Source organism: Actinoplanes sp. G11-F43 (assembly GCF_050589265.1).
Classification (GTDB): Bacteria; Actinomycetota; Actinomycetes; order Mycobacteriales; family Micromonosporaceae; genus Actinoplanes.
In genome coordinates this window covers 1-25,332 of the sequence record NZ_JBNZCE010000061.1, presented here as the reverse complement: position 1 = coordinate 25,332, position 25,332 = coordinate 1, and the positions used below count along the sequence as shown (strand labels likewise).

Sequence of the window (25,332 nt, the reverse complement as noted above, 5' to 3'; positions counted from 1 at the left end):
CAACCCATCCCGAAAGATAGGCCGGGGTATTGCCATAATTGGCACTGGCTTATCAAGCACCCTGTTGAGTTCTCAAAGAACAACCGCACACCTTCATCCGTTCCGCTTTCGCGGCCCGGCCCCCGGGGCACTCGCTCTACTTTACTAGGTCTTCCCGGCGTTGTCAACCGGTTTCTCCCGGTCGATCCCGATCTGCCCTAGTACATCCGCAGCATCAGGCGCACGGTCTCAGACCGTGATCCAGATCCAGAGGATTTCCGTCAGGACGGCCGGTCCGGAACTCCCTTGCGGGTTTTCCGTGTTTCCCTCGCCCGTTTCCCTGTCGGCTCGCAAAACATTACCCGCTGGTCTCCCGGCCTCCAAATCGGGGGTCACCGTCAGTCGTTTCCCCAGGTCAAGGCGATTTCAGGGGCGCCGGACCGCCACCAGGCCGTCCCGCACACGGACCGGAAGCACCGGCTGATCGTTGCCCGCCGGCCCGTGGACGACCGATCCGTCGTCGAGACGGAACGTGCTCCCGTGCCACGGGCACACCACACAACCGTCGGAGACCGTGCCCTCGCTCAACGGCCCGCCCTCGTGCGAGCAGCGGTCGATCATCGCGGTCACCTCGTCCCCTCGGCGGAAGAGCAGGACCTCGGTGTCCCCGACGGTCCGGGCGACCGGCTTGCCGTCGGGCAGCGAGGCGAGCGATCCGGCCACGGTCCACTCCTCCGGGATACGAGCCACCTCGGGCGCGGCATGACTGATGCCGCCGCCCTGGGCGTACGAGAGATGTCCGCCCAGGAACGCACCGGCTCCCGCGACCGACAGGCCGGCATAGGCCAACGCCTTGCCCCGGGTGGTGTGCCCGGTGAGCCGGGCGATCAGCGATCCCACGTAGAGCCCGGTGGCCACGGTGTTGACCGCGGCGTGCACCAGGCCGACCCGTTTGCGGTCCCTGGTCATCTCGGACCAGTCGACGAGCCCGGCCGCCGCGGCGGGAGCCACTCCGGCGAGACCGGTGGCGATCAGGATGGTGGCGGCCCGGGTGGAGGAGCGGGACGGGACGAGGTCCAGGACCGCGGCGGACATGAACGCGCCGACCGGGAGCTGGACGAGAACGGGGTGCAGGGGATGCCCGAGCGGGCTGCCGTGCAGGAGGTCCCGGAGGAAGCGGGGACGAAACGTGGCCGAGACCGCGGTCTGGAGTTTGTCGCCGGCGCCGTCGAGCGCGTCGGCCTGTTCGAGCCGGGTGAGTGTCTGCCGCAACATTCCTGTGGCGTGCCCTCGCTGTCCCCGTCGAAACGCGGGTTTCCTCATGTCGGCCGGGACGCTACCGATTCTGGACCGGCACGGAAGCGGGTTTGTCACCCGAGAGATACGGCGGCCACGAGGGGGCGGCGGCGGGCGTTGGCTGGCGCCCGCCGCACTCGTGGCCGCCGCCGCTCGTTGTCGCGGACCCCGCCGGAAGAAGGTTTGACGGACGCAACCGCCGGCGGGCCCCGCTCCCCGTCCGGCGAACCGGACGGAATCCTCATTTCCGCAGCCAGACCGCCTCGTCCCGGTGTGACTCGAGCGGGCCGGGATAGTCGAGGCCGCGGCGTTCCGGCTCGGGGAGACGCCACGGCTGGTGCACGGCGGCACCGTCGATTCCCTTCAACTCCGGTACGTAGCGACGAACGTACACGCCGTCGGGATCGAATCGGAGCGCTTGCCGGATCGGGTTGAAGCGCCGGTAGGGCCTGGTGTCGTTGCCGGTGCCGGCGGTCCACTGCCAGTTGCCCGAGTTGTTGGGCACATCGCCGTCGAGCAGCCAGCGGAAGAACCAGGAGACGCCGAGCCGCCAGTCGACGCCGAGGTGCTTGGTGAGGAAAGCGGCGGTGATCAGCCGGGCCCGGTTGTGCATCCAGCCCTCCTCGCGGAGCTGGCGCATGCCGGCGTCGACGATCGGCACTCCGGTGAGGCCGTCCTGCCAGTGCTGGAGGGCGTCGTCGTCGTAACGCCAGTCGTTGTCGGCGTTCGGGCGCAGGGCTTCGGTGGAGAGTTTCGGGTAGACCCGGGCGACCTGGTAGTAGAAGTCGCGCCAGCAGAGCTGCCGGACGAACGCCTCGTGCTCGCGCGCCGACGAGGCCAGGCTCAGTGGGGAGAGACAACCCCAGCGGAGGTACGGGGAGAGTCGGCTGGTGCCATCGCCGGGCATGTCGTCGTGCGCGTCGGCGTACCCCGTCAGCCCTTGCCGCAGCCACGTGCTGAGCCGGCGGCGGGCCGCACTCTCGCCACCCTCGCACGCGTGGGGTGATTCGCCGTCCGGCATCGCCGGGAGGCGTCCGGGGACGAGGCCGTCCGGCAGGGTGATCTTCTGCGGGGTCGCCGCCTCGGCCCGCCATCTCTGCCCGGACCAGCTCCGGAAGTACGGCGTGAAGACCTTGTAGCAGTCGCCGCCTCCGCCGGGCCGTAGCGAGCCCGGTTCGACGACGGTGAGGCCGGGGTGGAGTTGGAGGCCGATCCGGTGACGTTCGCTCTCCTTTTTCAGACGACGGGCCCGGCGTACGGCGTATCCACTGACGTCGTCCGCCATGGTGATCGTCTCGGCGCCGGTCTCCCGGGCCACCTTGATCGTCTCGGCGACCGGATCGCCGGTGCGCACGATCAGGTCGCCGCCGATCCCTCGCAGGTTCTCGCGCATGTCGGCGAGGCACTGGTGGAGGAATCGGGTGCGGTTCGGGGAGAGGCCGGCGAGGTTCGGGTCGAGAACGTAGAGGGGTACGACCCGGTCGGCCGCGCAGGCGGCGGCGAGGGCCGGGTTGTCGCGCAGGCGCAGGTCCCGGGTGAGCAGGACGACCGCGGTGCTCATCAGGCCGCCAGCTGGACCGGGGTGCCGGGCCGGGTGAGGAGGCTGCGGACGGCTACCGCGGCCCGCCGGTGGTGGGGGACGGTGGCGCGTCGGCCGAAGACGTCGTAGTCGATCGCCTCGATCTCGTCGAGGATGCCGCCGTACAGCTGGAAGGCGGTGCGCATGCAGGCTTGCGAGGTGGGTTCGAGCAGCGGGATGCCGGGCGCGGCCAGGGCGTAGTGCTCGCGGGCGCGAGCCACCTCGGCCTTGATCAGATTTTTGATCGGCGGGGTGGTGACGCCGCGGCGGAGGTCGTCGACGGTGACCTCGTGCTCGTCGAGGTGTTCCTGGGGCAGGTAGACCCGGTCGCGTTCGAGGTCTTCGGCGATGTCCCGGATGAAGTTGGTGAGCTGGAAGGCGAAGCCGAGCTGGCGGGCCGGTTCGCGGGCGGCGGCCGGATCGGAGGAGCCGAGGATCGGCAGCATCATGGTGCCGATGACGGCGGCCGAGCCCTCCATGTAGTCGAGTAGATCGTCATAGGTGGAGTAGCCGCCGACGGTGAGGTCCATCGACATGCTGCGCAGGAACTTCTCGAAGTCGTCCAGGTCCAGGTCGAAGACCGCGATGGTGTGCAGGACGGCCGGCAGCAGCGGGTCGTCGACCGCTTCGCCGCGGAGGCCGGCCAGGAAGCGGCCGGACCAGTCGGCGAGGACGGCAGCACGTTCGGCGGTGGGCCGGTCCTCGGTGCGGTCGACGATTTCGTCCGCATATCGGGTGAATCCATAGAGAGCGTGGACGTGCCGCCTCTTCCACGCCGGTAGCAACCGGGTCGCCAGGTAGTACGTCCGTCCGTGCTCGCGGTGTAGGTCGCGGCAGCGCTCATAGGCCGCCGCAAGATCAGTTTCCATCCCGGGTCCTCCGGTAAATCGACGCACGAATCGACGCAACTTCAAAAAGTTAGGGTACGGTACTCAGCGTGGCCAATCACACCCTCGAGGGAAATCGCCTCGAAGCGATCCCCCGCCAGCCGGTCTCGCATCGAGCGCTGATCGGCGCCGTCGAGGGCACGCTGGCCGACTTCCTCGCCTGCCAGATCGCTTCCCTGGACACCGTCGACACCGCACTCGGAGGCTTCGCTCGCACCGCCCGTGACCTGGTCATGGCCGGTGGTAAACGAGTCAGGCCGGCATTCGCCTACTGGGGCTGGCGCGGCGTCGCCGACTCCACCGAGCCGATCGAGGGACTGTTACCCGCTCTCGGCGCGCTCGAACTCATGCACACGTTCGCCCTGGTCCACGACGACCTGATGGACCGCTCGGCGACCCGCCGCGGCCGCCCCACCGCGCACCGGATCTTCGCCGCCCAGCACGGCGAGCAGTTCGGTGACTCGGCCGCGATCCTGGTCGGCGACCTCTGCCTGGTCTGGGCCGACCAACTGCTGGCCCGCACCATCCTGCCGCCGTCGGTGCTGCTGGAGGTCCGGGCGCGGTACGACCGGATGCGGATCGAAGCCGTCGCCGGGCAGTACCTCGATGTGCTCGGCGAGACCACCCCGTCCGCCTGGTCGGTGGAGCGCGCCCTCCTGGTGGCCCGGCACAAGACCGCCAGCTACACCGTGCAGTGGCCGCTCGGGTTCGGGCTGGCCCTCGCCGGGGGCACCCATCCCGACCTGGAGGAGGCGTACCGGATCTACGGTCTCGCCGTCGGGGAGGCCTTCCAGCTCCGCGACGACCTGCTCGGCGTCTACGGCGACCCGGCGGTCACCGGCAAGCCGGCCAGCGACGACCTGCGCACCGGCAAGCCCACCACCCTGCTCATGCTGGCCCGGCAGATGGCCAGCCCGGCCCAGCTCGACGAACTCGCGAGCGCCGGCGTGACCCGGCAGGCCGAGATCATCGCCGCGACCGGGGCGCCCGCCCGGGTCGAGGAGATGATCCGGTCCCGGGTCGAGGAGGGCGTCGCGGCGCTCGCCGACGCCCCGATCCACCCCGACGCGCGGGCCACTCTCATCGAACTGGCGTCCGCCACCACGTACCGCCCGGCATGATGTCCTTCCCCCTCGCTTTTGGAGCTCTCTCGTGCGAACAGTGACCGGCCCCACCGACCACGTCGTCATCGTCGGTGCCGGGCTCGGCGGCCTGGCCTGCGCCCTGCACCTCGCCGCGGCCGGCAGGCAGGTCACCGTCGTGGAACGGGAGGCGGTCCCCGGCGGGCGGGCCGGGCGACTGTCCACCGGTGGGTACGAGTTCGACACCGGCCCCACCGTGCTGACCATGCCCGACCTGATCGCCGAACCACTCAACGCCGTCGGGGAGAACCTGGCCGACTGGCTGGAGCTGACCCCGCTCGATCCGGCGTACCGGGCCTACTACCCGGACGGCTCGACACTCGACGTGCGCACCGACACCACCCGGATGGCGGCCGAGATCGCCCGGGTCTGCGGCGCCCGGGAAGCCGACGGCTACCTGCGGTTCGTCGACTTCACCCGGCGGTTGTGGCAGCTCGAACGCGACCACTTCATCGACAAGAACCTCGACACCCCGCTCGATCTGATGAACCTCAACCTGCTGAAACTGCTCGGCCTGGGCGCGTTCCGGCGGTTGCAGCCGAAGATCGACGACTACTTCCGCGACCCCCGTACCCAGCGGATCTTCTCGTTCCAGGCGATGTACGCCGGCCTGGCCCCGCACGACGCCCTGGCCATCTACGCGGTCATCGCCTACCTGGACTCGGTCGCCGGCGTCTACTTCCCCAAGGGCGGCATGCACGCCGTCCCCAAAGCCCTGGCCGGCGCCGCCGAAAAACACGGGGTCACGTTCCGGTACGAGACGACCGTCGAGCGGGTGACCACCGCCAACGGCCGGGCCACTGGCGTACTGACCACCGACGGCGAGCACATCCCCGCCGACACGGTCGTCCTCAACCCGGACCTGCCGATCGCCTACCGCGACCTGCTCCCCACCCGCCGCCGGCGCAGACTCACCTACTCACCGTCCTGCGTCGTGCTGCACATCGGCTCCGACCGGTCATATTCCAAAATCGCACACCACAACATCCACTTTGGTACGGCGTGGAAGGGCACCTTCGACGAGGTGATCCGCAAGGGTCTGCTGATGAGCGACCCGTCCCTGCTGGTGACCAATCCCTCGCACAGTGACCCGTCCGTGGCACCCGCCGGCCGGCAGTCGTACTACGTGCTCGCACCCACGCCCAACCTGGAAGCCGGGCCGATCGACTGGCGCGGAGGCATGGACAAGCGCTACGCCGACGAGATCCTGCGCGTACTCGAAAGCCGGGGCTACATCGGCTTCCGCGACGGCGTCGAAGTACAGCAGATAATCACCCCCGCCGACTGGGCCGACCAGGGCATGGCCGCCGGCACCCCGTTCGCGGCCGCGCACACCTTCGCCCAGACCGGGCCGTTCCGCCCGTCCAACATGCACCCCAGCCTGCCGAACGTGGTCTTCACCGGATCCGGTACACAACCTGGTGTGGGCGTACCGATGGTGCTCATCTCCGGAAAACTGGCCGCCTCGCGGATCACCGGCGGTGTCTCATGACCCGCCCCCGCGAGGCCGACCTCGTCGAACTCGTCGACGAGGACGGCGTCCACACCGGCACCGCGACGGTGGCCGCCGCACACGAATCACCCGGGATGCTGCACCGGGCGTTCTCGGTGTTCCTGCGCGACCCGTCCGGGAAAGTGCTGCTGCAACAGCGGGCCGCGGTCAAGACCCGGTTCCCGCTGCGGTGGGGCAACACCTGCTGCGGGCATCCGGAACCCGGAACGGAAGTCACCGCCTCGGCCGGGCGGCGGCTCACCGAGGAACTGGGCATCCCCGCCGTGCCGATGCGGGAAGCCGGCGTTTACGTCTACTTCGCCGAGGATCCGGTGACCGGGCGGGTCGAGCGGGAGTACGACCATGTGCTGGTCGGGGACGTACCGGCCGGCGTCGAATTCCAGCCCGATCCGGGTGAGGTGGCCCGGCTGCGGTGGGTGACGGTTGACGAACTGCTGCGGGAGATCGACGGAGCTCCGGAGGCGTACGCGCCCTGGCTCTCCGGGGTGACCCGCCGCCTGGCCGACTTCCTCTCGTCCTCGTCGTCGGCGCCTTCCGCGCCGGGCTCGGCGGTCTCCTCCCCGCCCTCTGCCTCCTCCCCGTCTTCCGAGCCCATGTCGGCTCTCCCTTCGCCCGTCACCTCGCCTTCCCCTGCCACCTCGCCTCCCCCTGCCACCTCGCCTTCCCCTGCCACCTCGCCTTCCCCTGCCACCTCGCCTTCCCCTGCCACCTCGCCTTCCCCTGCCACCTCGCCTTCCCCTGTTACCCCGGCGGAGCGGTCGGGTGACGAATGACGGTCTGAGTGCCGGGGCGGCAGCACGGCGTCTCGGCGTCGCGGTGACCACGCTGCGTACCTGGCACCAGAGGTATGGGCTCGGGCCCAGCCGGCACGAGCCCGGACATCACCGCCGATACACCCTTGAGGACATGGTCCGGCTGCAGGTCATGCAGCGCCTCACCGCGCAGGGAGTGTCGCCCGCGGAGGCCGCCGCATGGGCGCGCCGGGCCCCGGCCTCGTCGACGGCTCCGACTTTGCCGGGTTCTCCCGCCGACCCGGGTTCTCCCGCCGACCCGGACTTTTCCGTTGACCCGGGCTCCTGCGACTCGGCTTCTCATGACGACTCGGCTCCGCACGCCGAGCCGGCCCCTTCTACCGAACCAGTCTTTTCCACCGAGCCGGCCTTTCCCACCGGCCCGGCCGGTGGGGGGCAGTCCATCGCGCTCGGGGTGCGCGCCGATCCCGCCGCCCGTGGACTGGCCCGCGCCGCCATGCGCCTGGACGGCCCGGCGATGCGGCACATCCTGGACTCCGCGGTCGCCGGCCGGGGCGTGATCGCCGCCTGGGACCACGTGATGATGCCGGTGCTGATCGGGATCGGGGAACGGTACGAAGCCACCGCTCGCTTCATCGAGGTCGAACACCTGCTGTCCCGTTCGGTGACCGAGGCGCTGATCGCCGTACCCCGCCCGGCCCCGGAGATCACCCCACGGGCTCTGCTGGCCGCCGCCGAGGAGGAACAGCACATCCTGCCGTTGGAGGCGCTGGCCGCCGCGCTGGCCGAGGCCGGGGTGCCGAGCCGGTTGCTGGGGGCGCGGATGCCGTCCCGGGCCTTGGTGGACGCGGTGGACCGGACCGGGCCGGTGGTGGTCGTCCTGTGGTCCCAGCTGCCGTCCAGCGGGGATGTGACTCAGCTCGACCGGATCCTGGCCATCCCCCACCCACCGCTGGTGGTCGCCGCGGCTGGCCCCGGCTGGCCGTCCCCACTCCCGCCGACGGTGACCACGTTCCGCGATCTGACCGAGGCGCTCCGTGTCGTCTCCGCCGCCTGCCGCTGACGACTGCCGACGTTTTCGCTGGTCAGAGCCGTGCGAGCAGAAAGGGGGGATACCGATTTGAAGATCAGTAGGGGCATCGTATATGTTTTACATGCCTCAAGCGGGAGGCGCGGTTGGGGCCAAAACCACCAAGCGTTGCCAGTCGCGCAACCAGCGCGATGTGCAATGATGGCGGAGTTGCCCTCATCGTCTAGTGGCCTAGGACGCCGCCCTTTCAAGGCGGTAGCACGGGTTCGAATCCCGTTGGGGGTACTGGTAAGTTACCAGCTAAGCTGGTGATGAGCCGAGCAAGGCAAGACAGCAGTAAAGCAAGGTCCTGTGGAGCAGTTGGAGTGCTCGCCGCCCTGTCAAGGCGGAGGTCGCGGGTTCAAGTCCCGTCAGGACCGCAAGAAAGTTGCACGGCCAGGTAGCTCAGTTGGTACGAGCGTCCGACTGAAAATCGGAAGGTCGGCGGTTCGACCCCGCCCCTGGCCACCAGGCTCTTCGCCGGGCACTGAGCATCGTCCACCTGCGGAAACGCACGGTGGACGTCTTGCTTTCCGGGGCCTTTTCGCGGTCCCGAAGTTGACCTCTGATGACCGCAGATCCCCCATGATCGCCATCACGAGTTGCACGTTCGCTGCACGCCAATCCGGTCCCGCGACCACGCTCCACCACCGGTCGACCGAATCCCGATCAGTGACAGCCGACACATGCCGGTACGCCATAGCGACGCGGCACCCACTCTTTCGGAGGCAAGCCGCGTAGCGGTGCGGCAGCGATCGCCGGAAGCCATGACGGCGCCCAGCCACGAAAGCGATCGTCACGGCCTGGACCCGCGCCCTACCCTGGCCCCGGCGCCGACTTGGAGGACGGGCATGGCCATACCGCGGAAGGGCAGTCGCCTCATCACGGTGGACGGTACGGACTATCGCTGGTCCATCAGGCCCAGGCCGACCTACTCCCAGGCCGTTGCCTGGCGACCGATGACGTTCGCCGTCGAGCTCGCTGAGATGCCGGGTCAAGTTCTATCCGTGAGGACCGCGCTGCCACGCCCGGACAACTGGCTCGGCCTACGCAGCGAGCCCATCACGCCTCGGATGGTGGAGCAGGCCATCCGAGCGGCCCGCCTTGCCGGCTGGGAGCCGCATAAAAGCGGCAACGCCTTCAAGTTCAGCTTCCGGACTGAGCGCCCGGACAGGGCAGCTCGGCCGGCGCGCCGGCCGATGCCGGGCGAAGCCCGCCAGCAGGCCGAGCGCGACCGGCCCCGCGCCGCGCTTGCGCGGCGCCTTGATTCAGAACAGGCGAACTCGGCAGTGCAAACCTGAACCACCCACGTACAGACCGGCGCGTCCGCGGCACTCAAGGTCACAATCAGCAGGACGGCCTGATCTCACCTTATTCATAGGCGTTGTCGGCCAACGTTGGCTGGCCTTGGTCAGCGCCCGACGCCCTAGACGCCCCTGACGCCCCGGAGACGCCTGCAGTGGAAGCCGACAGGCCCGGCGGTATACCTGACCCGAGAAGTCATCCCGGTCACCCGACCAATGGACCGCCGCCAGTTCCGTCGACCCGGGAACTTGCCGTTCGGCGAGGACGCCCTAGGACCGGTGCAGCGGGACAAGCCAATTGATCTAGAAAGGATGATGGGTTCACTCAATGAGGTCGGGTATGCTCAGCAGTCGCTATTGGTGCGGACCTGGGGAGATCGGAAATGAATCTGTGGAGCATGGCCGGGTACTCGCAGAACCCGTACAGCGTAGCTCCGCTTCCTCCGACCTCTGAGGGTGCCGACCTACTCGTCGGCCGCGATAAGGAGCTGAACAAGCTTCTTGTGCAGCTTCGATCGATGACAACCCACCCAACGATCGAGGGCGAGAACGGCGTTGGCAAAACGAGCTTGGTTCTTGTCGCAGGATACAAGGCCGAAGTTGATTTTGTTGCTGGCAAGACTCAACAGCTTTTTCTTCCACTCCCCGAGCCGCTTCAGATTGCCGCTGACGCCGCCAGCTTCGAACGAAGCGTCTCATTCTCCATTCTTCAGGCCTATCTCAAACACGCCGCCACTCTCGACGAAAGAGGCTACTTTGTTCCAGACCTTGAAGACGTGCGTCGCTGGATTGCCAGCCCACTGATTCAAGGAGGCGGCGGAGGTGCGTCTGTGATGGGGTTCGGGGCAAATGCCACAGTATCCCTAGCAGCGAACACATCCGTTGGATATGCCGAATCCGGCCTACGCAGCCAGCTAGTGGAATGGCTTAAAAAGACGTTTCCGAATATCGGGTCGGGCGCATTTATCGGGATTGTTGATAATCTTGAGATCCTGGAAAGGTCAAACGAAGCTCGGCGTGTTCTCGAAGCCATCCGCGATGGCGCACTGAACCTCCCAGGAACCCGATGGGTCCTTTGTGGCGCTAAGGGCATCGTTCGAAGCGCAGCGTCCACTCCGCGTCTTGCAGGACGTATCAGCTCGCCCATTGAGCTGAAACCAGTTTCAGAAGATCTAGTGCCCGAGTTGCTACGCCGCCGACTGGCCCACTTTTCGGAGAAGCCAGATGCCGCCCCACCTGTTGACCCTGAGGCATTCAACAAACTATATCGAGTCTCGAATAAAAATCTCAGGACAGCACTCAAACACGCCGAAGATTTCGCCGTATGGCTTTTCCAGGAGGAGAAGCTCAGTGCACCTGCTGCGGAGAAACAAGTGCTTCTGGCGAACTGGATTTCCGAAGTAGCCGACGAATTTGTTCGCGACGCCAATTTGCAGGATGCGCAGTGGAAGCTCTTCGATCGAGTTACTGAAGAAGGCGGTTCTATCGCTCCCGGCGATTACGAACAGTTCGGGTATAACTCGTCACAAGCCATGCGCTTCCACGTCGGCCGCTTGGAGAGAGCGAACCTCGTCGACAGCGTTATCGATGAGGAAGACCTCCGCCGGAGAACGATTTCGATCACTCCAATCGGTTGGCTAGTACGTCACCGACGGTCCATGTTCCAGAATTCAAAACCCGAATAGAAAGAGACCTTCTACCTTACGCATATTGCCGGGCAGAAACTCTTGTTGAATACGCACGCTTGTCACAGGGGTGCAATCTCAATGCGAAGGCGGCGGCGTCGAGGCGGGGCCTGCCGCGCCCTGCTCGGGCGGCGCGAGCGACCGACAGTGTCGGCCTCCTTAAGTAACTGCATAAACTTTCGCAAAGTACGGGCTAATTCTCATCAATCAAAGCGAGTATCGCTGGCAGCAGATCCGCATTCGCTGCGATGGTCGCCTTAGACTCCAAGGTGTGCGGTGATCCATTTTGATCTACCACCATTGCGCCGGTTTCCCGGGCGATAGCGACACCAGCAGCGGTGTCCCACGGCTTGTTGGCGAGCATGACGACGGCATCGACCCGCCCGGCTGCAAGCCAGGCTAGGTCGATCGCGGCTGACCCATGCATACGGATGCGCTGAGCGTTGCTGGCTAGCCGTTCTGTGAGGGCAAACCTGATCTGGTTCTTCTCCCCTGCACCGTCTCCCACTGCATAGTCGCCTAGCGCGACGACTGCTTCATCGACTTGATTGGTAGAGCTGGCTGCGATGGGTTTCCCGTTCGCGTGAGCGCCGCTGCCCTCGGCTGCGGAGTAGCGCTCGCCAAGGAACGGCAGGTCAATGACGCCTAGGACAGATCGGTTCTCAGTGAGCAAGCCGAGTGAGACAGCGCAGAGCGGTGACCCGTGCACGAAGTTCACGGTGCCGTCGACCGGGTCGAGTGCCCACATCAAGCCGCCCGCGGCACCGCTGTTTCCGTTCTCTTCGCCGAGGAAGCCGATGGCCGGCGTCTGCTCGGCGAGGAAGGCGCGGACCTTCTCCTCGATGGCGAAGTCAACTTCGGACGCCATGTCGCGGTCGCCCTTGGCGGTGAGAACGCCGGGTTGCATGGTCCGCATGATGCCCTGGGCTATGTCGACGGCCTGGTGAGCGATGGGTAGCAGGTCGGTGTAGTCGATCATCGGGGCTGGCCACCGCTCCAAAGCTCGTCGAAGGTGCGCTCGAACACGTGGTACAGCCCGGCGGCCGGCCACCGCTTCTTGATCACCATCGTGGGGGACTCGACGCCTCGCGCGTGCGGTAGGTACTGCTGCGCGATGCAGAGCGAGTCATTGATCAAGGTGATGTTGACACGGATCGTCTGGTCGTAGGTGGCAACCTCGATGCGATCCCGAATGTCGGCGGGCAAGCGGTCGCGTACGCGGAGGATGCCTTGCAGGTTGAGGGTGGTGAGGGCACCGAGGGTGCCTGCGGTCATGTCCTCTTCGATTTCGCGTTGGCGGATCGCGGTGCCGGCGGGATCGAGGAACAGCAGCCGGAGGCGGGCGCCGTCCTGGGCCAGCTGGGCGAGGCGGCTATCGGCGTACTGCTGGCATATCAGGTTGAGGGATAGCCCGACGGCACGGATGTCGGTCGCGCAGTCGAACAGGGCGTGCGGTGGCATCTTGGAGGTGAACTCGGACCGGCTCGGGTAGACGGCGTCCACGTCGGCGTACCGCTCGGCCAGTGCGTCTTCTGCCAGCGTTTGCGCGTACGGGTCCGCGATCACGTCGCCGGATGATGTGGTGGTCGGCGTGGTGCCGTGGCTGCGGTCGCCGAGCATGAGCACGACACGGGCCTCAGTCGGCATGCACAGACCGGTGGAGATGCGGGTCAGAACGTCGATGCTGCTGACACGGCGCGACCCACCGATGATCTCGCTGACCTGGGCCTGACTCAGGCCGATCGCGACGCCGAGATGGGTTTGGCTGACGCGTGTCTCCCGCTGGATCAGCCGGAAGACCTGGGCGATGTCGCGTGCCGCAAGAGCGTCAAGCATGCCGTCCGTGCCCCACAGGTGCTCGGGTACGGAGAACGCGGTCCCTGCACGTGTACTCACGGGCGCCTCCCCTGGTCGGTCCAGGCTTATCCGTACGGCAGATAGCGGCCGGGTGCCTGGCATCCGGTTACCGGATTGAAGTTACTCCCTCATGGACTACCGCGCGTGATGGGTTCGGCATCGCTGGGCGACCACGATCAGCACATGGCGAGTTTCTCGGGGACCTGTCAGTCCTGCGAAGGGCGGGGCTGGCGGCTGGCGTCACGGCGTCGGACGGTGCGGGTCGGCGAAGCGGTCGTCCGGATGGTTCGGCGTGCTTGCCCGGACTGTGCGTCAGTGCAGTCAGGCCGCACCGCCTGACCGGCGGCTCGTACGGGCCGGTTATCGGCCGGTTCCGTACGGGCTCGGTGTCCCTCGGGATTGCTGCCTTGCTGCTGCGAACCAGCCCGGAAGGAAGCGAGACCTGTGTCTGAATGGCCATTCGACCCCGCTGATCCCCCGGTCCGACCGCCCTCGTCGTGCCGCGACGATCTGATGTGGAACCTGGCCTACCGGCTGTTCCGCGATCACCGGCCGGATCGGGACGGGTTCTGCGTCACCTGCGTGCCGAGCGAGTTCAGTCCCTGCATCGGCCGGTACCTCGCCGCCCGGGGCTTCCTGGCGTCCTGTGGTCTCCCTGACCCGGCATCAGTCGGGGAGGTCCGGTGACCGGCACCCGCGGTACTCCTGGCGGCAGCTACCCCGTTCGCGACCGCGGGCGATTGACACCGGATGCGGTCCGCCGGATTCGTTTCCGCCGGGCGGAGGGGCTACGCCGTGGGCTCAAAACGGAGGACGTCCGGCAGTTCATCGACCAGGTCTCGAAGGACATGGCCTCGCTGTATGACGAACTGGCCCAGGTGTACACCGAGAACCACCGCATCAAAGCAGCCCTCCGCGACTGGCAGAGCAATCACGGCGCGCCGTCGACTTCCTACCGTGATCGGTCCAGCCAGTGAGCAGGCCGGCGCTCTCCCGGTCTAAGGCGGGACGCACGAATGGCGACCCGGCTGGAATGCCTCGCCGTGCCCGGCCGGTGCGTCAGCCACAGGTTGGTGACATGGTCCACCTGACTGCCGCAGCCAGCGTGCAGTTCGGGGGTGATCGGGCTACGTTGTTTCGGATCATCCGGGTTGATCCCCGTCCGACCTACGCTGGCTGGGTCTGGTTGATCGGCTACGCCCTTGACGATCAGGGCGCCGCGGTCGTGCGGCGTGAAGTTTTCGTCCAGGTCGCGGGCCTGATCTTCGTGGCTCCCGGCAATCTGCAGCGCCACGCGTGAGAGTCGGATTGCCGCCTCCGGCATCCGGTTCCCTGATCGCCTACCTTGCTTTATGGTGTTGACAAGTCGAGTTGTTGTCTCATCGAGCAGGCGGAGAGTCGGATGGCCATCAACGTGCCGCCGCCCAAGTACGCGGTAGTCGTCAACGCTGTGCAACAGCGTATCGAGGACGGCACGTACGCACCCGGCGCTGTGATCCCCAGCGAGACACAGCTCATGGCCGAGTTCGACACCTCACGCCCGACGATCGTCCGGGCTCTCGGCATCCTCCAGCAAGACGGCTGGATCGAGTCGCAACAGGGCAAAGGCCGCTACGTCAAAGGGCGGCCAACCCCCACCGTCCAACAGACCGCGGACCGGGCGCTTGAACTGCTCGACCAGGGCGAAGACGCCGAAGTCACCTTGCTCCGAGTGGGCGCCGTAATGGCACCGAACCGAGCGGCTGCCGCCCTCGACCTGGAGGCGGACACTCCTGTCATCCTGCGCCGGCGGCTGGTGAACGCGGAGGTCGGCCCGGTCGAACTGAGCGCCACCTATGTGCCGGTGGAACTGTCGGCCGGAACCGCCCTCAGTCAGAAGACGCCGTTGACCGATGGCGTCCTGCGGCACCTGGCCGACCGCAAGGGCATCGTCTTCGACCACGCCACTGAGCGGATCTCGGCACGGCTCCCCACCACCGAGGAAGCCGAACTACTCAAGATCACCGAGCGAGACGCCGTGCTGACGCTGCTTGTCACCGTCTTCGACCGGGCCGGCCACCCTCAATTCGCCGTCGACGCTGTCATCCCCGCCAACCGCCACGAGATCGAAGGCTCGTTCCCGCTCCCCTGAGCATGCGCGCACCGTGAAGGCGTGGGGGCGCCACCGTGGCCCGCCTTCGAACGTTGTTGCGGTGCCGCGCCGATCAGTTCACTGACTACCTGTTGCCCTTCGCCCGGTTGTGCGTGACGCAGAGCATCTCGCAGTTCGCAAGATCTGTAGCCCCGCCCTTCGACCAGGCCGCCACATGGTCGGCGTCCATCTCGTTCAGCTTGTAGATGCGCGCCTTGTTGGCGTTGGTGCCGATCGCGCACAGGGGGCAGTTGGAGTTGCCCTTGGCGTGGGCCTCGTCGGTTTGCTGCTGGTACTTCGCCGCTTTGGTCTTGTCGTCGAAGACCCGAATCGAGAGCAATTTATGGTCGGTCTTACCGCCGAGCACGTACTCGTACACGCCTCTGCGGTTCGCGACGGCCGGGTCGCCCCGCAACGACGTGACATCGGCGTCGACCTTTGCGGCGTTGTAAGCCTTGGAGTGGTACGCCTCGTAGAGCCGCCCCCACTCCAGACCCTTCATCTCCTTATCCGGTGACCGCGTGAAAACGCTGCTGATCCAGTCGATCACCGAGGTGAAGTAAAGCTTCAGACCGTCGATGTCAGCATCGCTGCGATGCTGCGCGAGGTAGGCGTCGATTGATATCCCCTGAGACGCCGACACCCACTCCAGTGCAACCTGGAGTATCTCCTGCCGCTTTGGATCGCCCTTGATGTACGAGGACCACTTCTGGATGTTGGCATTTCTCGAGTTGCTGTACTCGGCCTTGGCCTTGGTAACAAAAGGCCCGGAGTAGATTGCATTCAGCATCTCCTGAGCGTTCAGCGGCACTCCGGCGATGTTGATCGTTTTGAACCACTCCTTGATTTCCTTCTCGGTCCCCTGGCAGTGGTAGACGAGGAGTTTGCTATCTCGGATCTTCTCCTGCTCCTCCAAGGGCAAAGACGAGAACGTCTGCTCCCTGCCCTCCACCTTGATCGCAAACTTACCGGTGACGAACCGCCCGACGCTAGTGATGCGCTGCTGGCCGTCAAGAACCTCGAACCCGTCGCCCACCACGTTGAAGTAGATGAGGCCGAGCGGGTAGCCCTTAAGCAGCGACTCGATGACAGCGACGTCCTTCTTACCGTCGTTGTAGATATAGGCGCGCTGGTACTCGGGCTGGATGACGAGTTTCCCTGCCAGGCCGAATAGACCTTTTCCCTCGAGTTCGTTGTAATGGAACCCGTCTACGAGTTGCCCAACGGTGTAGCCGTTCAGGTCGGTCTTCATCATCGGTCGGCCTTCCGTCGGATGAACAGCCGCTTGTAGATACGCTTCACGGGATAGCCCACGTCGAAGTACGTTCCGGGGCCGAAGGATTCGGTGCGGACGAAGCAGCCGAGGGTTCCGGTGTTCGACTTCATCCTTACGCCATCGACGACGCGCTCCTTCGGGCCGTACGTCTTCGTTGGCGCGTAGTCACCCTCGCTGCTGCCGACGATCTCAAACTGGTCGGGGTTGTACTTATCAAGAAAGGTGATTGGGACGCCCATCAGCCCGTCATGGTCGCTAGGGATAGCGTCGATGAAGGGGACCTCGATGGCGTCGAAGTTGTCGTACGGTGGGTAGCCGCCTTCGCGAACTTCCTTGTGCTTGCTGTACCTGATGTTGTCCGCCTTGGTCATCAGGTCCATCGGTTCGTGGCGCCGACCGTGGTCGATGTTGGTGAACCAGCACGAGTTCCCGAGCCGCGTGTAGTCATGTACATCGTCTGCCGGATAGCCGAGCTTCTCGGCTTTGAGCCGATCAGCTTCGGCCACCTTCGCGCCCTTCGGAACGCCGAACACCATGTCGGTACTGTTGGCCGTGGCGCCCTTCCACAGCTCATTGGCCATGATGTGCGGAAAGACTTCGTTGTAAGTGATGGCGTTGTTGCTGCCGATCACCGAAAACTTCCGTTGGCCCCCAACTACCCAGGTCATGAACTGGCGGAAGAGGCTAAAAGGCGGGTTCGTGATGACGAAATCAGCCTCGTCACGTAACGCCGTCACCTCGGCACTACGGAAGTCACCGTCGCCATCGAGGTACTCCCACTTGAGGTCGTCGATGTTGACGACACCGTCACCGTTGATGTCCTTCGCTTCAAGAGTGAATTTCTTGCCGTTAGCGTGAGTCTTGGTGGCGTCGAACGCGGGGCTCTCGGTTTCGAACAGGGTCGGCTGGTAGTTGATCTTCGCCGGGTTGCTGTCGGGCGCATACGACGTCGAGATCAGCTTCTTGAGGCCGAAGTCCATGAAGTGCAGCGCGAAGAACTTCGCGAAGTTGCTCCACTCCGGGTCGTCACACGGAAGCAGGATCACCTTGCCGCGGAACACGTCGGGGTCGTACTCGAGATACGCGTTCATCTCGCGCTCGATGTCGGCCCACTGCGTGTAGAACTCGTCGTTCTTCGCGCTCTTCGCCGCGGATAGGTGACTGTTGCCTGCTGCTGCGATCGTCATGCTGCCTCTCCTGATCGCCCCGGTTCCACCGCCGGAAACGGGGCGCGTCGTTGTCGGGATCTTATCGGAGGGTGACGACATCAAGGCTGGCTCGCGTGACGCGATAGGCCGGCATGCTCACACACGCCTTGGCGCCTTGAACCTTGCCACTCCGCCCGGCGGCAGATTTTTTCATCGCTGACCTTGACGATGTCCACTGTCGAGCTAGACTCGTCGAAACATAACAAGTCAAGTTGTCGACTTGATAGCTGCTCTGGGAGGCGGAAGTGGTACCCAACTCGATCAAGGTTCCGGTGCCGTGGGAGTACGTGGCGCCGCACGGGGCGCTCTGCCTCGGGGTGGAGCCGGCCACCGACTTCGACAAGCGCGGCCAGGGCGACGACCAGCTCCGCGACAAGGAGACCGGCGAGCGGGTCTGGCTCGTGCGGGTGCTCGACCTGGACCCGGAAGCGGGCCGGTTCGGCGGGTCGAAGGAGTTCAAGGTCAAGGTCGTGGCGGCGCAGCAGCCGGTTCCGCCCGCGTCTGCGGTGCCGGGATATCCGCCGATGGTGGAGTTCACCGACGTGATGCTCACGCCGTACGTGGACTCGCAGCGCTGCAAGGGCGCAGCCACCAAGTGCCGGTCCCGGCTGGCCTGGTCGATCAAGGCCAGCGCCATGACCGCACCGCAGCAGGCAAGCCATGCGAAGGCTGCCTGACCTAGCTATCGCGTCCGGGAGCGGGGCCAACAACCGCCAAGAAGTCATCCCCGGTCCCGGGCGCTCAACCACCCACCTGCGAAGGAGAGGGCTGTGATGCCCAAGGTAGTCGACGCTGCCCGCGTCACCACACCGAGCAACACCGTATGGCGTACCTGCACCGGCTGTGACCAGACCAAACCGCTCTCCGCCAGCGTCGACCTGTGCCAGGTCTGCGTCCAGGCCGAGCCGGTGCCTCGGACGGTCGCCGAGATTCACGCCGCGACCGGCTGGGACATGGCCTACCGCTACGCCGAGCTCGTCGGCCGGATCGACGCGTGGGCCGAGCTGATCCCCGGTGTCAGCGACGCCGAGCGGCTGGAGCACATCCGGCATGCGCTCAAGACCCTTCACCCGTGCCGCCGCAACGAGGAGGGCCGATAGCCATGCCGCTGATCAACGTCATCCGGGGCGAAACGATCCCCGTTGCGCCGCTCAACGTCCGTACGCCCGTGGTCAAGTTCCCGATCTGGATGGTCGTCGTCTGGGAAGCGGTCAAGGCCCTGGCCTGGCTGGTCACCACCTACGCACGGCACTGGTACGCCACCCTGCCCACCACCGGCCTGACCTGGCTCTATCTTGCTCACGGGTGGCAGTGGCTCGCTGGGCTGTCCGGCGGGATCGCCGTCACCGCTACCGGTTGGGCGTTCGCGCACCGGCCGTCGTGGCTGCGGTTCGGCTGGTGGCCGATCCTCGCCCGCGCTCGGCGACTGCTCTACGGCCGGCGCTGGATGGCCGCGGTGGTCACTGCGAAGCTGTCGATCTCGTACGACAAGCGCACGATCATCCCGGAGATCCGCCGGGTCCGCTGCCGCGCTGGCTGTGATGAGGTCACCGTGCGGATGGTGACCGGGCAGATCCCGGACGACTTCGCCAAGGCGTCCGAGCGGCTGGCGCACACGTTCGGAGTCCGGCAGGCCAAGGCCATCCCCGGTCCGACCTACGCCACCGTGGTCCTGGTCCTGATGCGCGGCGACTCCCTCCAAGAGACGATCGAGCCGCTGCCGGTGCCCCACCGGCCGGACTTCACCGCCCTGCCCGTCGGCGTCCAGGAAGACGGCGACCTCTACCGGCTACGCCTGTTCGGCACGCAGGTCCTGATCGTCGGTGCCACCGGCTCGGGCAAGGGCTCGGTGATCTGGTCGATCGTGCGTGCGCTGGCCGGTGGCGTCGGCGCCGGGCTGGTCGAGCTGTGGGGCCTCGACCCGAAAGGCGGCATGGAACTGGGCATCGGCCGGCCTCTGTTCGCCCGGTTCGCGTCCCGTGACTTCGGCGAGATGGCCGCGATGATCGAGCAGGCTGCGGCCGTGGCTCAGGAACGGGCCGCTCGGCTGGCCGGGCACACCCGCCAGCACATCCCGAGTGCGGACGAGCCGCTGATCGTCCTGGTCATCGACGAACTGGCGAACCTCACCGCCTACCTGACCGAGCGACAGCTCAAAGACCGGATCAAGGCCGCACTCGGCATCGTCCTGACGCAAGGCCGGGCCGTTGGGGTGCACGTGGTCGCGGCGATCCAGGACCCGCGCAAGGAGGTGCTGCCGGCCCGTGGCCTGTTCCCGACCCGGATCGGACTGCGCCTGTCCGAACCCGCGGAGGTCGACATGGTCCTCGGCGACGGGATGCGCGACCGCGGTGCCCTCTGTGACCGCATCCCCCAAACCCAGCCCGGCATCGGCTACGTCGTCCTCGAAGGCGATCCGACACCGATGCGGGTCCGGCTGACCTACTGCGACGACGACACGGTCCGCGACATGGCGCAGCACTACGGACGGCTGCGGGTCATCGAGAGCGAACCCACCGGCGGTGCCGCATGACCGCGAACACCACGGGGGTGCGCTGCCTGACCGGCCACTGCACCCGCCCGGCCACCCACTGGCACGACGGCGGACCTTACTGCCTCGACTGCGCCTGGAACTGCATCAACGAGGAAGGCCGCACCGGCATCACACCAGCACCCGGCACCCCCGGCGATCTCGCTCGCTACTACACCGACCGCAACCTCGACCCTCACCCGCGAGGCCAGTCATGAACCCACCCACCAACACCGGCACCGACCGGTGGGAATCACTGATCCTGGCCGCCATCCTCACCACCGTCGCCGCGGCAGCCGGATGGGCGTCCTTCACCCACGTCCACGACTGGACCATGCGCCACGCCCCGGCCGGCACCCCCGACGCCTTCGGCTGGGTCAACGCCGTCATCTCCGAACTGGTACCCGTCGCGGCGCTGCTGACGATCAAGCATCGCCGCCGGACCGGTGCACCCATCGGCTACCCCCTGTTCCTGCTCATCGCCGCCGGCACGCTGTCGCTGTCGGCGCAACTGGCGGTCGCGCAACCGAGTCCATCGGGCTGGCTGCTGTCCGCCGTGCCGGCGCTGGCGTTCATGGCCCTGGTCAAGCTCGTCTTCACCACTCCGGCTGTGGCCCCTGAACCCGCCGCCCCGGTCTCGGCACCGCAGCCTGCGCCCGCTGCGGCTCCGGTGGCACCGACGGTGCCGGTCCGGCCGATCACCCGGCCCAACGGGGTACCGGTCATCGGGCAGGTGACCCGATGACCGCCCCCACCCTGCCCATCCCGGCCGAGACAGCGACGCCTCGACCGGGCTCCCGGGCCGCACGCCTCTCCCAACCGCGGGCCGTCGACGCGCTCAAAGACCTCGCCATCGACCACGGCGTCTGCATCCGCCCCGTAGCGCTGCGCCGCACCGACCTGACCACCGGCAAGACCGAACTCGTCGACCTGCCGTGCGGCGCCACCCTGGAAGCGAAGTGCCCGCCGTGCGCCAAACGGGCGCGGCGACTGCGGCAGGTGCAGATCCTGGAGGGTTGGCACCGCTCCGACGAACCGCATCCCGGACCGGCCCCGGTCACGCCGCGGCAACGAGACCTGATCACGGCACGGGCGCACCTGGAATTCGAGCGGGCCGCGGTCCAGCTCGTCGCGATGGAGCCGGAGGATCGGGCGGCGGAGATTGACCGCATCGACTCCGTGATCACCGCGGTCGAGCAGGAGATCGCCGCTGAGGGCTTGCGGGGCAGCATCGCCCCGGGCCACTCGCGCACCACCGAGGACGACGAGGTGGACACCCCGCGGCGGGTGCGATCTACGAAGCGACGGCAAGACGTGCCCGACCTGCCCCGGCAGAAGGTCGAGCCGCGCACGGTCGGCCGGACCTACACCGGCTCGGACGGCGTCGAACACCGCCCGTCGATGTGGCTGACCCTGACCTTGGACAGCTACGGGCCGGTGCACTCGATTCACCAAGGGCGGCCGTGCTCCTGCCGCCGCTGGCACACCAGCGATGACCCACTGCTCGGCACTCCGGTTGACCCCGCCCGATACAACTACCGGCAGGCGGCCTGGGATGCCGTGCACTTCCCGAGGCTGCTCGACCGGTACTGGCAGAACCTGCGCCGCGCGGTCGGCTGGAACGTCCAGTACGCCGGATGCGTCGAGCCGCAACGCCGCCTCGCCCCGCACGCCCACTTCGCCATCCGCGGCACCATCCCCCGCACGATGCTGGAACTGGTCGCCAAGGCCACCTACCACCAGGTGTGGTGGCCGCCGGCCGACCGGCTCCGGTACCCGATCGACCGACCACCGACCTGGGACAGCAAGACGGAGAGCTGGGTAGACCCGGACACCGGCCGGGCGCTGCCAACCTGGGACGAGGCCCTGGACGACCTCGACGCCGAACCGGACGCCGAACCCGCCCACCTCGTCCGGTTCGGCGCCCAGGTCAAGGCCAAAGGCGTCGCCCCCGGCACCCGCGACGCCGAGCGCACGATCGGCTACATCACCAAGTACGTCACCAAGTCCGCCGCCGACTGCCACCAGGTCACCAGCGACCCGCAACGCCAGCTCCTCGACCGGCTCTGGCACGAACTCCGGGTCACCCCCTGCTCCGAGCGCTGCGCGAACTGGCTGCTCTACGGCGTCCAGCCGAAGAAAGCGCACGGACGGCTCCGGCCCGGCCACTGCAAGGGCCGAGTGCACCAGAAGACCACCCTCGGCATCGGCGGACGCCGGGTGCTGGTCTCCCGCGACTGGTCCGGCAAGACCCTGGCCGACCACCGCGCGGACGCGCACGCCTGGGTCAAGGCCCTGCTCGGCATCACCACCGAGGAACCCGAACCCGACGCTGCGGAAAAGCCCGCGGTCGCCTGGGAGATGGCCCGGCACGACGACCCCGACCTGCCCGCACTCGAACACCGCCTCTTGCGGGCGATCTCCGAACGCATCCACCGCCGTGGGCAACTGAACGCCGCTCAGCAACGGGCCAGCGGCGATCCGCCCGGTGATGTCTCGGCAACTGCGGCGACCGATTCCGACGGCGAGGGGGACACCTGTGGATGACGAACTTCTGACGGTGGCTGAGCTGGCCCTGGTCCTCAAGGTGGAGGTCCGTTTCGTGCGGCGGCTCGTAGCCGAGCGGCGTATCCCGTTCACCAAGGTCGGCAAGTTCGTCCGGTTCTATCGCCGCGACGTGGCGGAGTTCGTAGCCGCGGGCCGCGTCGAGCCGGTCACCGTGGCGTGGTCCGACGGAAGGGCGGTCGCCTGATGGCAAAGCGACGCTTCGGCATGGTCCGCAAGCTGCCTTCCGGCCGGTACCAAGCCTCGTTCATCAACCCGGCCGGCGTTCGGCAGAACGCTCCGGACACCTTCAAGACCAAGACAGACGCGAGCCGCTGGCTGACCCTGGTCGAAGCGGACATCTCTCGGGGCACCTGGCTCGACGACCGGGCGGCGGCAGAACCGCTCGGCAACTACATGCGGGCCGTCCTCCGGGACAGTCCGAAGATCGGCGTTCGCTGGCGGGAGACCTGCGAACGGAACATGCGGCTGCACCTCGCTCCGCTGCTCGACATGCCGCTTCGCGCGGTGACGGCAATTCAGGTACGCGAGTGGCACGCGGCGGCCCTGCGCGGCAAAGGTGGCCGCACCTCTATCTCGCAGTCGTACCGCTTCCTCCGCATGGTCATGAACGTGGCCGTCCGGGAAAACGTGATCGCCAGGAACCCGTGCCAGATCCCCGGTGCGGGCGTAGTCCAGGCGTCGGAACGCCCGGTGGCCACTCCGGCTCAGGTGGTCGAGCTGGTCGAAGCGATCACGCCCCGGTACCGGACGGCGGTGCTGATCGCGGCATGGTGCGGACTCCGGCGGGGCGAGATAGCCGGCCTTCGCGTCGCGGACGTCGACCTCACCGAGCACACGATCACCGTGCGGAAGAACCGAGTCGAGCCGTTGCACGACCGTGGCAAGGCCCACGACAAAGATCCGAAGACTGAGGCAGGCAAGCGCACGATCTCCGTACCCCCGCATGTGATCCCGATCTTGCGCCTGCACCTGGACGAGTTCGCCGGGAGGGAGCGCCTGTTCATCAGCCGTGACGGCTCCCCGCTGCGCGGTCACACGCTCTATCAAGCGTTCGTCCGGGCGCGGAAGAGAGTCGGACTCGACAACCTGTCGTTCCACGACCTTCGGCACACCGGCCAGACTCTCGCCGCCCAGACCGGAGCCACGATGGCCGACCTGATGAAGCGGCTAGGGCACTCGTCGATGGCGGCGGCTCGGCGCTACCTGCACGCGGTCGACGGCCGGGACAAAGAGATCGCCAAAGCACTCTCCGCCCTGGCGGCTCACGGCGACGCTGCACGACTGCCTCGCACGGTCAGCACGAAAGCCGGGTGATGGATGCACGCCGGGCCGATGTTGCACGTTTACTGCACGCGGCCCGGTCTCACCCGTACTGACCTGGCCTTATGTCCCTGACTGAAAATCGGAAGGTCGGCGGTTCGACCCCACCCCTGGCCACCAGGCTCTTCGCCGGGCACTGAGCACCGTCCGCCTGCGGAAACGCACCGCCGAGTGATGGCCGACACATCGCTGCGAGCCGAGGCATGCCGAGTCCACCTCTTTCGAGGCAAGACGCGAAGCGGCGCCAGGGCCCCGCTATAAAGCGATCGCCACGGCCAAGAACCACACCTAACCTGACGGTCGCGTCACAGAGCGGGAGGTTTCGACCATGGCCATACCTCGCAAGGGCAGTCGTCTGATCACCGTCGGCGGCACGGTCTACCGCTGGGCGATCAGAGCCAAGCCGACCTACTGTCAGACGCTCGGCTGGAGACCGCTGACGTTCACCGTTGAGCAGGCCGACACCCCAGGACAGACTCTCTCCGTGAAGACCAGCTCGCCCCGGCTGGACAACTGGCTCAGCCTTGCAGGAGTGCCTGTAACGCCCCTGACTGTCGAACGGAGCGTCCGGGCCGCCCTCGCCGCCGGCTGGCAGCCGAATCGCACCGACGGCGTCTTCGTGCTCACACTCGTGGACTGAGATCATCGCGGCATGAGTCGGGCCAGAGTGGTGCATGCCCGATCGCTACTGCGGCCCATGGGGTCGAACTGGTGGCGGCCATCTGCCGCACGGTAGTCCTGATCGCCGCCTGGTGTGGGCCGCGCCGTGGCGAGATCGCGGGATTGTCAGTGTCGGCCGACGGCGACAGATCCGGCGCCACGGTTGTCGGGATCATTGGGCGGGAGACTGCCGTCCGATAAGGATCAGTTTCCGCGTGATTTCGGGGCATGTCCGGGCCACCGCGTTCGGCCCGGCGGTCGCCGGGCGGTCCGGTGCGGCGCGGGCCTCGCGGGGACCAGACGGGACTGCCCGTTTTCTGTGGGGCCGACTGGCGTACCGGAAACGGGGTTGAAAGAACCTGTCGGTCGGCGCGGACCTGGAGAAACACGGGTTTGGTTCGGGTTCTAGCCTGAGCGCATGCTCGTCGAATTGCTTCTGGCCCTGTTGGTGATCGCCGTGCTGTACCGGGTGATCAGGAGGGTCATTCAAAACCCGGTTGGGCGGTTCTGAAGATCTCCAGGGCGGTGACGGTGCGTAACACGCCGGGGAAGTCGGTCATGATCCGGTGGTAGCCG

General features: G+C 66.8%; 24 protein-coding genes, 3 tRNA genes and 1 pseudogene. 21 read left to right on the top strand and 7 right to left on the bottom strand.

What is annotated here, in order from left to right; genetic code table 11:
- Positions 1 to 405 precede the first annotated feature (405 nt).
- The 3 genes from ACQ0O7_RS43205 to ACQ0O7_RS43195 form a co-directional block, all read right to left on the bottom strand.
- Positions 406 to 1,254 (bottom strand): Rieske 2Fe-2S domain-containing protein, encoded by an 849-nt coding sequence (locus tag ACQ0O7_RS43205; RefSeq protein WP_430791732.1) that lies wholly within the window; start codon positions 1,252 to 1,254, stop codon positions 406 to 408.
- A gap of 262 nt (positions 1,255 to 1,516) precedes the next feature.
- Complete coding sequence (locus tag ACQ0O7_RS43200; protein ID WP_430791731.1) at positions 1,517 to 2,836, bottom strand: cryptochrome/photolyase family protein; 1,320 nt, start codon at positions 2,834 to 2,836, stop codon at positions 1,517 to 1,519.
- Positions 2,836 to 3,723 carry a phytoene/squalene synthase family protein gene (locus tag ACQ0O7_RS43195; RefSeq protein WP_430791730.1) on the bottom strand — a complete coding sequence of 296 codons (888 nt, stop codon included), beginning with the start codon at positions 3,721 to 3,723 and terminating at the stop codon, positions 2,836 to 2,838. The genes ACQ0O7_RS43200 and ACQ0O7_RS43195 overlap by 1 nt, the downstream gene beginning before the upstream one ends.
- A gap of 68 nt (positions 3,724 to 3,791) precedes the next feature.
- Here ACQ0O7_RS43195 and ACQ0O7_RS43190 point away from each other — a divergent pair, with 68 nt between their 5' ends.
- From ACQ0O7_RS43190 to ACQ0O7_RS43150, 9 genes and pseudogenes are all read left to right on the top strand, one after another.
- Positions 3,792 to 4,862, top strand: a complete 1,071-nt coding sequence (locus ACQ0O7_RS43190; protein ID WP_430791729.1) for a polyprenyl synthetase family protein — start codon at positions 3,792 to 3,794, stop codon at positions 4,860 to 4,862.
- 31 nt (positions 4,863 to 4,893) lie between these two features.
- Positions 4,894 to 6,375, top strand: a complete 1,482-nt coding sequence (gene crtI, locus ACQ0O7_RS43185) for a phytoene desaturase family protein (RefSeq protein WP_430791728.1) — start codon at positions 4,894 to 4,896, stop codon at positions 6,373 to 6,375.
- Positions 6,372 to 6,896, top strand: a pseudogene (gene idi / locus ACQ0O7_RS43180) (isopentenyl-diphosphate Delta-isomerase); the annotation flags it as partial. The gene crtI and the pseudogene idi, both read left to right, overlap by 4 nt.
- 262 nt (positions 6,897 to 7,158) lie before the next feature.
- Positions 7,159 to 8,211 (top strand): MerR family transcriptional regulator, encoded by a 1,053-nt coding sequence (locus ACQ0O7_RS43175; RefSeq protein ID WP_430791727.1) that lies wholly within the window; start codon positions 7,159 to 7,161, stop codon positions 8,209 to 8,211.
- A gap of 179 nt (positions 8,212 to 8,390) precedes the next feature.
- Positions 8,391 to 8,463: transfer RNA gene (locus ACQ0O7_RS43170), tRNA-Glu, on the top strand.
- A gap of 60 nt (positions 8,464 to 8,523) precedes the next feature.
- Positions 8,524 to 8,597, top strand: a tRNA-Asp gene (locus ACQ0O7_RS43165).
- A 14-nt stretch (positions 8,598 to 8,611) separates the two neighbouring features.
- Positions 8,612 to 8,688: transfer RNA gene (locus tag ACQ0O7_RS43160), tRNA-Phe, on the top strand.
- Between the two features lie 488 nt (positions 8,689 to 9,176).
- Positions 9,177 to 9,518 carry a hypothetical protein gene (locus ACQ0O7_RS43155; protein WP_430791726.1) on the top strand — a complete coding sequence of 114 codons (342 nt, stop codon included), beginning with the start codon at positions 9,177 to 9,179 and terminating at the stop codon, positions 9,516 to 9,518.
- 386 nt (positions 9,519 to 9,904) lie between these two features.
- Positions 9,905 to 11,206 carry a hypothetical protein gene (locus ACQ0O7_RS43150; RefSeq protein WP_430791725.1) on the top strand — a complete coding sequence of 434 codons (1,302 nt, stop codon included), beginning with the start codon at positions 9,905 to 9,907 and terminating at the stop codon, positions 11,204 to 11,206.
- 193 nt (positions 11,207 to 11,399) lie between these two features.
- Here ACQ0O7_RS43150 and ACQ0O7_RS43145 read toward each other — a convergent pair whose 3' ends face one another.
- Together ACQ0O7_RS43145 and ACQ0O7_RS43140 are read right to left on the bottom strand one after the other, a co-directional pair.
- Positions 11,400 to 12,185, bottom strand: a complete 786-nt coding sequence (locus ACQ0O7_RS43145; protein ID WP_430791724.1) for an inositol monophosphatase family protein — start codon at positions 12,183 to 12,185, stop codon at positions 11,400 to 11,402.
- Positions 12,182 to 13,102: a DUF5919 domain-containing protein gene (locus tag ACQ0O7_RS43140; protein WP_430791723.1), complete on the bottom strand. Its 921-nt coding sequence runs from the start codon at positions 13,100 to 13,102 to the stop codon at positions 12,182 to 12,184. The genes ACQ0O7_RS43145 and ACQ0O7_RS43140 overlap by 4 nt, the downstream gene beginning before the upstream one ends.
- Positions 13,103 to 13,746: 644 nt before the next feature.
- On the opposite strand from ACQ0O7_RS43140, the gene ACQ0O7_RS43135 reads away from it, so the two are divergent.
- The 3 genes from ACQ0O7_RS43135 to ACQ0O7_RS43125 all read left to right on the top strand — a co-directional run bounded on the left by ACQ0O7_RS43135 (position 13,747) and on the right by ACQ0O7_RS43125 (position 15,194).
- The gene (locus tag ACQ0O7_RS43135) at positions 13,747 to 14,040 is read left to right on the top strand and encodes a DivIVA domain-containing protein (protein ID WP_430791722.1); all 294 of its coding nucleotides are present in this window, start codon (positions 13,747 to 13,749) and stop codon (positions 14,038 to 14,040) included.
- A gap of 101 nt (positions 14,041 to 14,141) precedes the next feature.
- Positions 14,142 to 14,363 carry a hypothetical protein gene (locus ACQ0O7_RS43130; protein ID WP_430791721.1) on the top strand — a complete coding sequence of 74 codons (222 nt, stop codon included), beginning with the start codon at positions 14,142 to 14,144 and terminating at the stop codon, positions 14,361 to 14,363.
- Positions 14,364 to 14,465: 102 nt separating this feature from the next.
- Positions 14,466 to 15,194, top strand: coding sequence for a GntR family transcriptional regulator (locus tag ACQ0O7_RS43125; RefSeq protein ID WP_430791720.1), 729 nt, complete (start codon positions 14,466 to 14,468; stop codon positions 15,192 to 15,194).
- Between the two features lie 85 nt (positions 15,195 to 15,279).
- Here the strand turns inward: ACQ0O7_RS43125 and ACQ0O7_RS43120 are convergent, their stop codons facing one another.
- Positions 15,280 to 16,449 (bottom strand): GmrSD restriction endonuclease domain-containing protein, encoded by a 1,170-nt coding sequence (locus ACQ0O7_RS43120; RefSeq protein WP_430791719.1) that lies wholly within the window; start codon positions 16,447 to 16,449, stop codon positions 15,280 to 15,282.
- Entirely contained in the window at positions 16,446 to 17,657 is a 1,212-nt protein-coding gene (locus ACQ0O7_RS43115; RefSeq protein WP_430791718.1) for an adenine-specific methyltransferase EcoRI family protein, read from the bottom strand. Before ACQ0O7_RS43115 ends, ACQ0O7_RS43120 begins: the two co-directional genes overlap by 4 nt.
- Before the next feature lie 266 nt (positions 17,658 to 17,923).
- Here ACQ0O7_RS43115 and ACQ0O7_RS43110 point away from each other — a divergent pair, with 266 nt between their 5' ends.
- The 9 genes from ACQ0O7_RS43110 to ACQ0O7_RS43070 all read left to right on the top strand — a co-directional run bounded on the left by ACQ0O7_RS43110 (position 17,924) and on the right by ACQ0O7_RS43070 (position 24,736).
- A complete protein-coding gene (locus ACQ0O7_RS43110; RefSeq protein ID WP_430791717.1) occupies positions 17,924 to 18,355 on the top strand; it encodes a hypothetical protein in 432 nt (143 codons plus the stop codon).
- 96 nt (positions 18,356 to 18,451) lie between these two features.
- Positions 18,452 to 18,778 (top strand): hypothetical protein, encoded by a 327-nt coding sequence (locus ACQ0O7_RS43105; RefSeq protein ID WP_430791716.1) that lies wholly within the window; start codon positions 18,452 to 18,454, stop codon positions 18,776 to 18,778.
- Positions 18,779 to 18,780: 2 nt separating this feature from the next.
- Positions 18,781 to 20,211 carry an FtsK/SpoIIIE domain-containing protein gene (locus tag ACQ0O7_RS43100; protein ID WP_430791715.1) on the top strand — a complete coding sequence of 477 codons (1,431 nt, stop codon included), beginning with the start codon at positions 18,781 to 18,783 and terminating at the stop codon, positions 20,209 to 20,211.
- Positions 20,208 to 20,426, top strand: coding sequence for a hypothetical protein (locus ACQ0O7_RS43095; RefSeq protein ID WP_430791714.1), 219 nt, complete (start codon positions 20,208 to 20,210; stop codon positions 20,424 to 20,426). The genes ACQ0O7_RS43100 and ACQ0O7_RS43095 overlap by 4 nt, the downstream gene beginning before the upstream one ends.
- Entirely contained in the window at positions 20,423 to 20,953 is a 531-nt protein-coding gene (locus tag ACQ0O7_RS43090; RefSeq protein WP_430791713.1) for a DUF2637 domain-containing protein, read from the top strand. Before ACQ0O7_RS43095 ends, ACQ0O7_RS43090 begins: the two co-directional genes overlap by 4 nt.
- A complete protein-coding gene (locus tag ACQ0O7_RS43085) occupies positions 20,950 to 22,755 on the top strand; it encodes a replication initiator (RefSeq protein WP_430791712.1) in 1,806 nt (601 codons plus the stop codon). Before ACQ0O7_RS43090 ends, ACQ0O7_RS43085 begins: the two co-directional genes overlap by 4 nt.
- Complete coding sequence (locus tag ACQ0O7_RS43080) at positions 22,748 to 22,960, top strand: helix-turn-helix domain-containing protein (RefSeq protein ID WP_430791711.1); 213 nt, start codon at positions 22,748 to 22,750, stop codon at positions 22,958 to 22,960. The genes ACQ0O7_RS43085 and ACQ0O7_RS43080 overlap by 8 nt, the downstream gene beginning before the upstream one ends.
- 20 nt (positions 22,961 to 22,980) lie before the next feature.
- Entirely contained in the window at positions 22,981 to 24,090 is a 1,110-nt protein-coding gene (locus ACQ0O7_RS43075) for a tyrosine-type recombinase/integrase (RefSeq protein ID WP_430791710.1), read from the top strand.
- Between the two features lie 334 nt (positions 24,091 to 24,424).
- Positions 24,425 to 24,736 (top strand): hypothetical protein, encoded by a 312-nt coding sequence (locus ACQ0O7_RS43070; protein WP_430791709.1) that lies wholly within the window; start codon positions 24,425 to 24,427, stop codon positions 24,734 to 24,736.
- Positions 24,737 to 25,332 lie beyond the last annotated feature (596 nt).

Bases quoted from the DNA above. Each gene is read 5' to 3' on its own strand.
- ACQ0O7_RS43205 (WP_430791732.1), bottom strand. From the start codon at position 1,254: ATGTTGCGGCAGACACTCACCCGGCTCGAACAGGCCGACGCGCTCGAC.
- ACQ0O7_RS43200 (WP_430791731.1), bottom strand. From the start codon at position 2,836: ATGAGCACCGCGGTCGTCCTGCTCACCCGGGACCTGCGCCTGCGCGAC.
- ACQ0O7_RS43195 (WP_430791730.1), bottom strand. From the start codon at position 3,723: ATGGAAACTGATCTTGCGGCGGCCTATGAGCGCTGCCGCGACCTACAC.
- ACQ0O7_RS43155 (WP_430791726.1), top strand. From the start codon at position 9,177: ATGACGTTCGCCGTCGAGCTCGCTGAGATGCCGGGTCAAGTTCTATCC.
- ACQ0O7_RS43150 (WP_430791725.1), top strand. From the start codon at position 9,905: ATGAATCTGTGGAGCATGGCCGGGTACTCGCAGAACCCGTACAGCGTA.
- ACQ0O7_RS43145 (WP_430791724.1), bottom strand. From the start codon at position 12,185: ATGATCGACTACACCGACCTGCTACCCATCGCTCACCAGGCCGTCGAC.
- ACQ0O7_RS43130 (WP_430791721.1), top strand. From the start codon at position 14,142: ATGGTCCACCTGACTGCCGCAGCCAGCGTGCAGTTCGGGGGTGATCGG.
- ACQ0O7_RS43125 (WP_430791720.1), top strand. From the start codon at position 14,466: ATGGCCATCAACGTGCCGCCGCCCAAGTACGCGGTAGTCGTCAACGCT.
- ACQ0O7_RS43120 (WP_430791719.1), bottom strand. From the start codon at position 16,449: ATGATGAAGACCGACCTGAACGGCTACACCGTTGGGCAACTCGTAGAC.
- ACQ0O7_RS43115 (WP_430791718.1), bottom strand. From the start codon at position 17,657: ATGACGATCGCAGCAGCAGGCAACAGTCACCTATCCGCGGCGAAGAGC.
- ACQ0O7_RS43105 (WP_430791716.1), top strand. From the start codon at position 18,452: ATGCCCAAGGTAGTCGACGCTGCCCGCGTCACCACACCGAGCAACACC.
- ACQ0O7_RS43100 (WP_430791715.1), top strand. From the start codon at position 18,781: ATGCCGCTGATCAACGTCATCCGGGGCGAAACGATCCCCGTTGCGCCG.
- ACQ0O7_RS43095 (WP_430791714.1), top strand. From the start codon at position 20,208: ATGACCGCGAACACCACGGGGGTGCGCTGCCTGACCGGCCACTGCACC.
- ACQ0O7_RS43090 (WP_430791713.1), top strand. From the start codon at position 20,423: ATGAACCCACCCACCAACACCGGCACCGACCGGTGGGAATCACTGATC.
- ACQ0O7_RS43085 (WP_430791712.1), top strand. From the start codon at position 20,950: ATGACCGCCCCCACCCTGCCCATCCCGGCCGAGACAGCGACGCCTCGA.
- ACQ0O7_RS43075 (WP_430791710.1), top strand. From the start codon at position 22,981: ATGGTCCGCAAGCTGCCTTCCGGCCGGTACCAAGCCTCGTTCATCAAC.
- ACQ0O7_RS43070 (WP_430791709.1), top strand. From the start codon at position 24,425: ATGGCCATACCTCGCAAGGGCAGTCGTCTGATCACCGTCGGCGGCACG.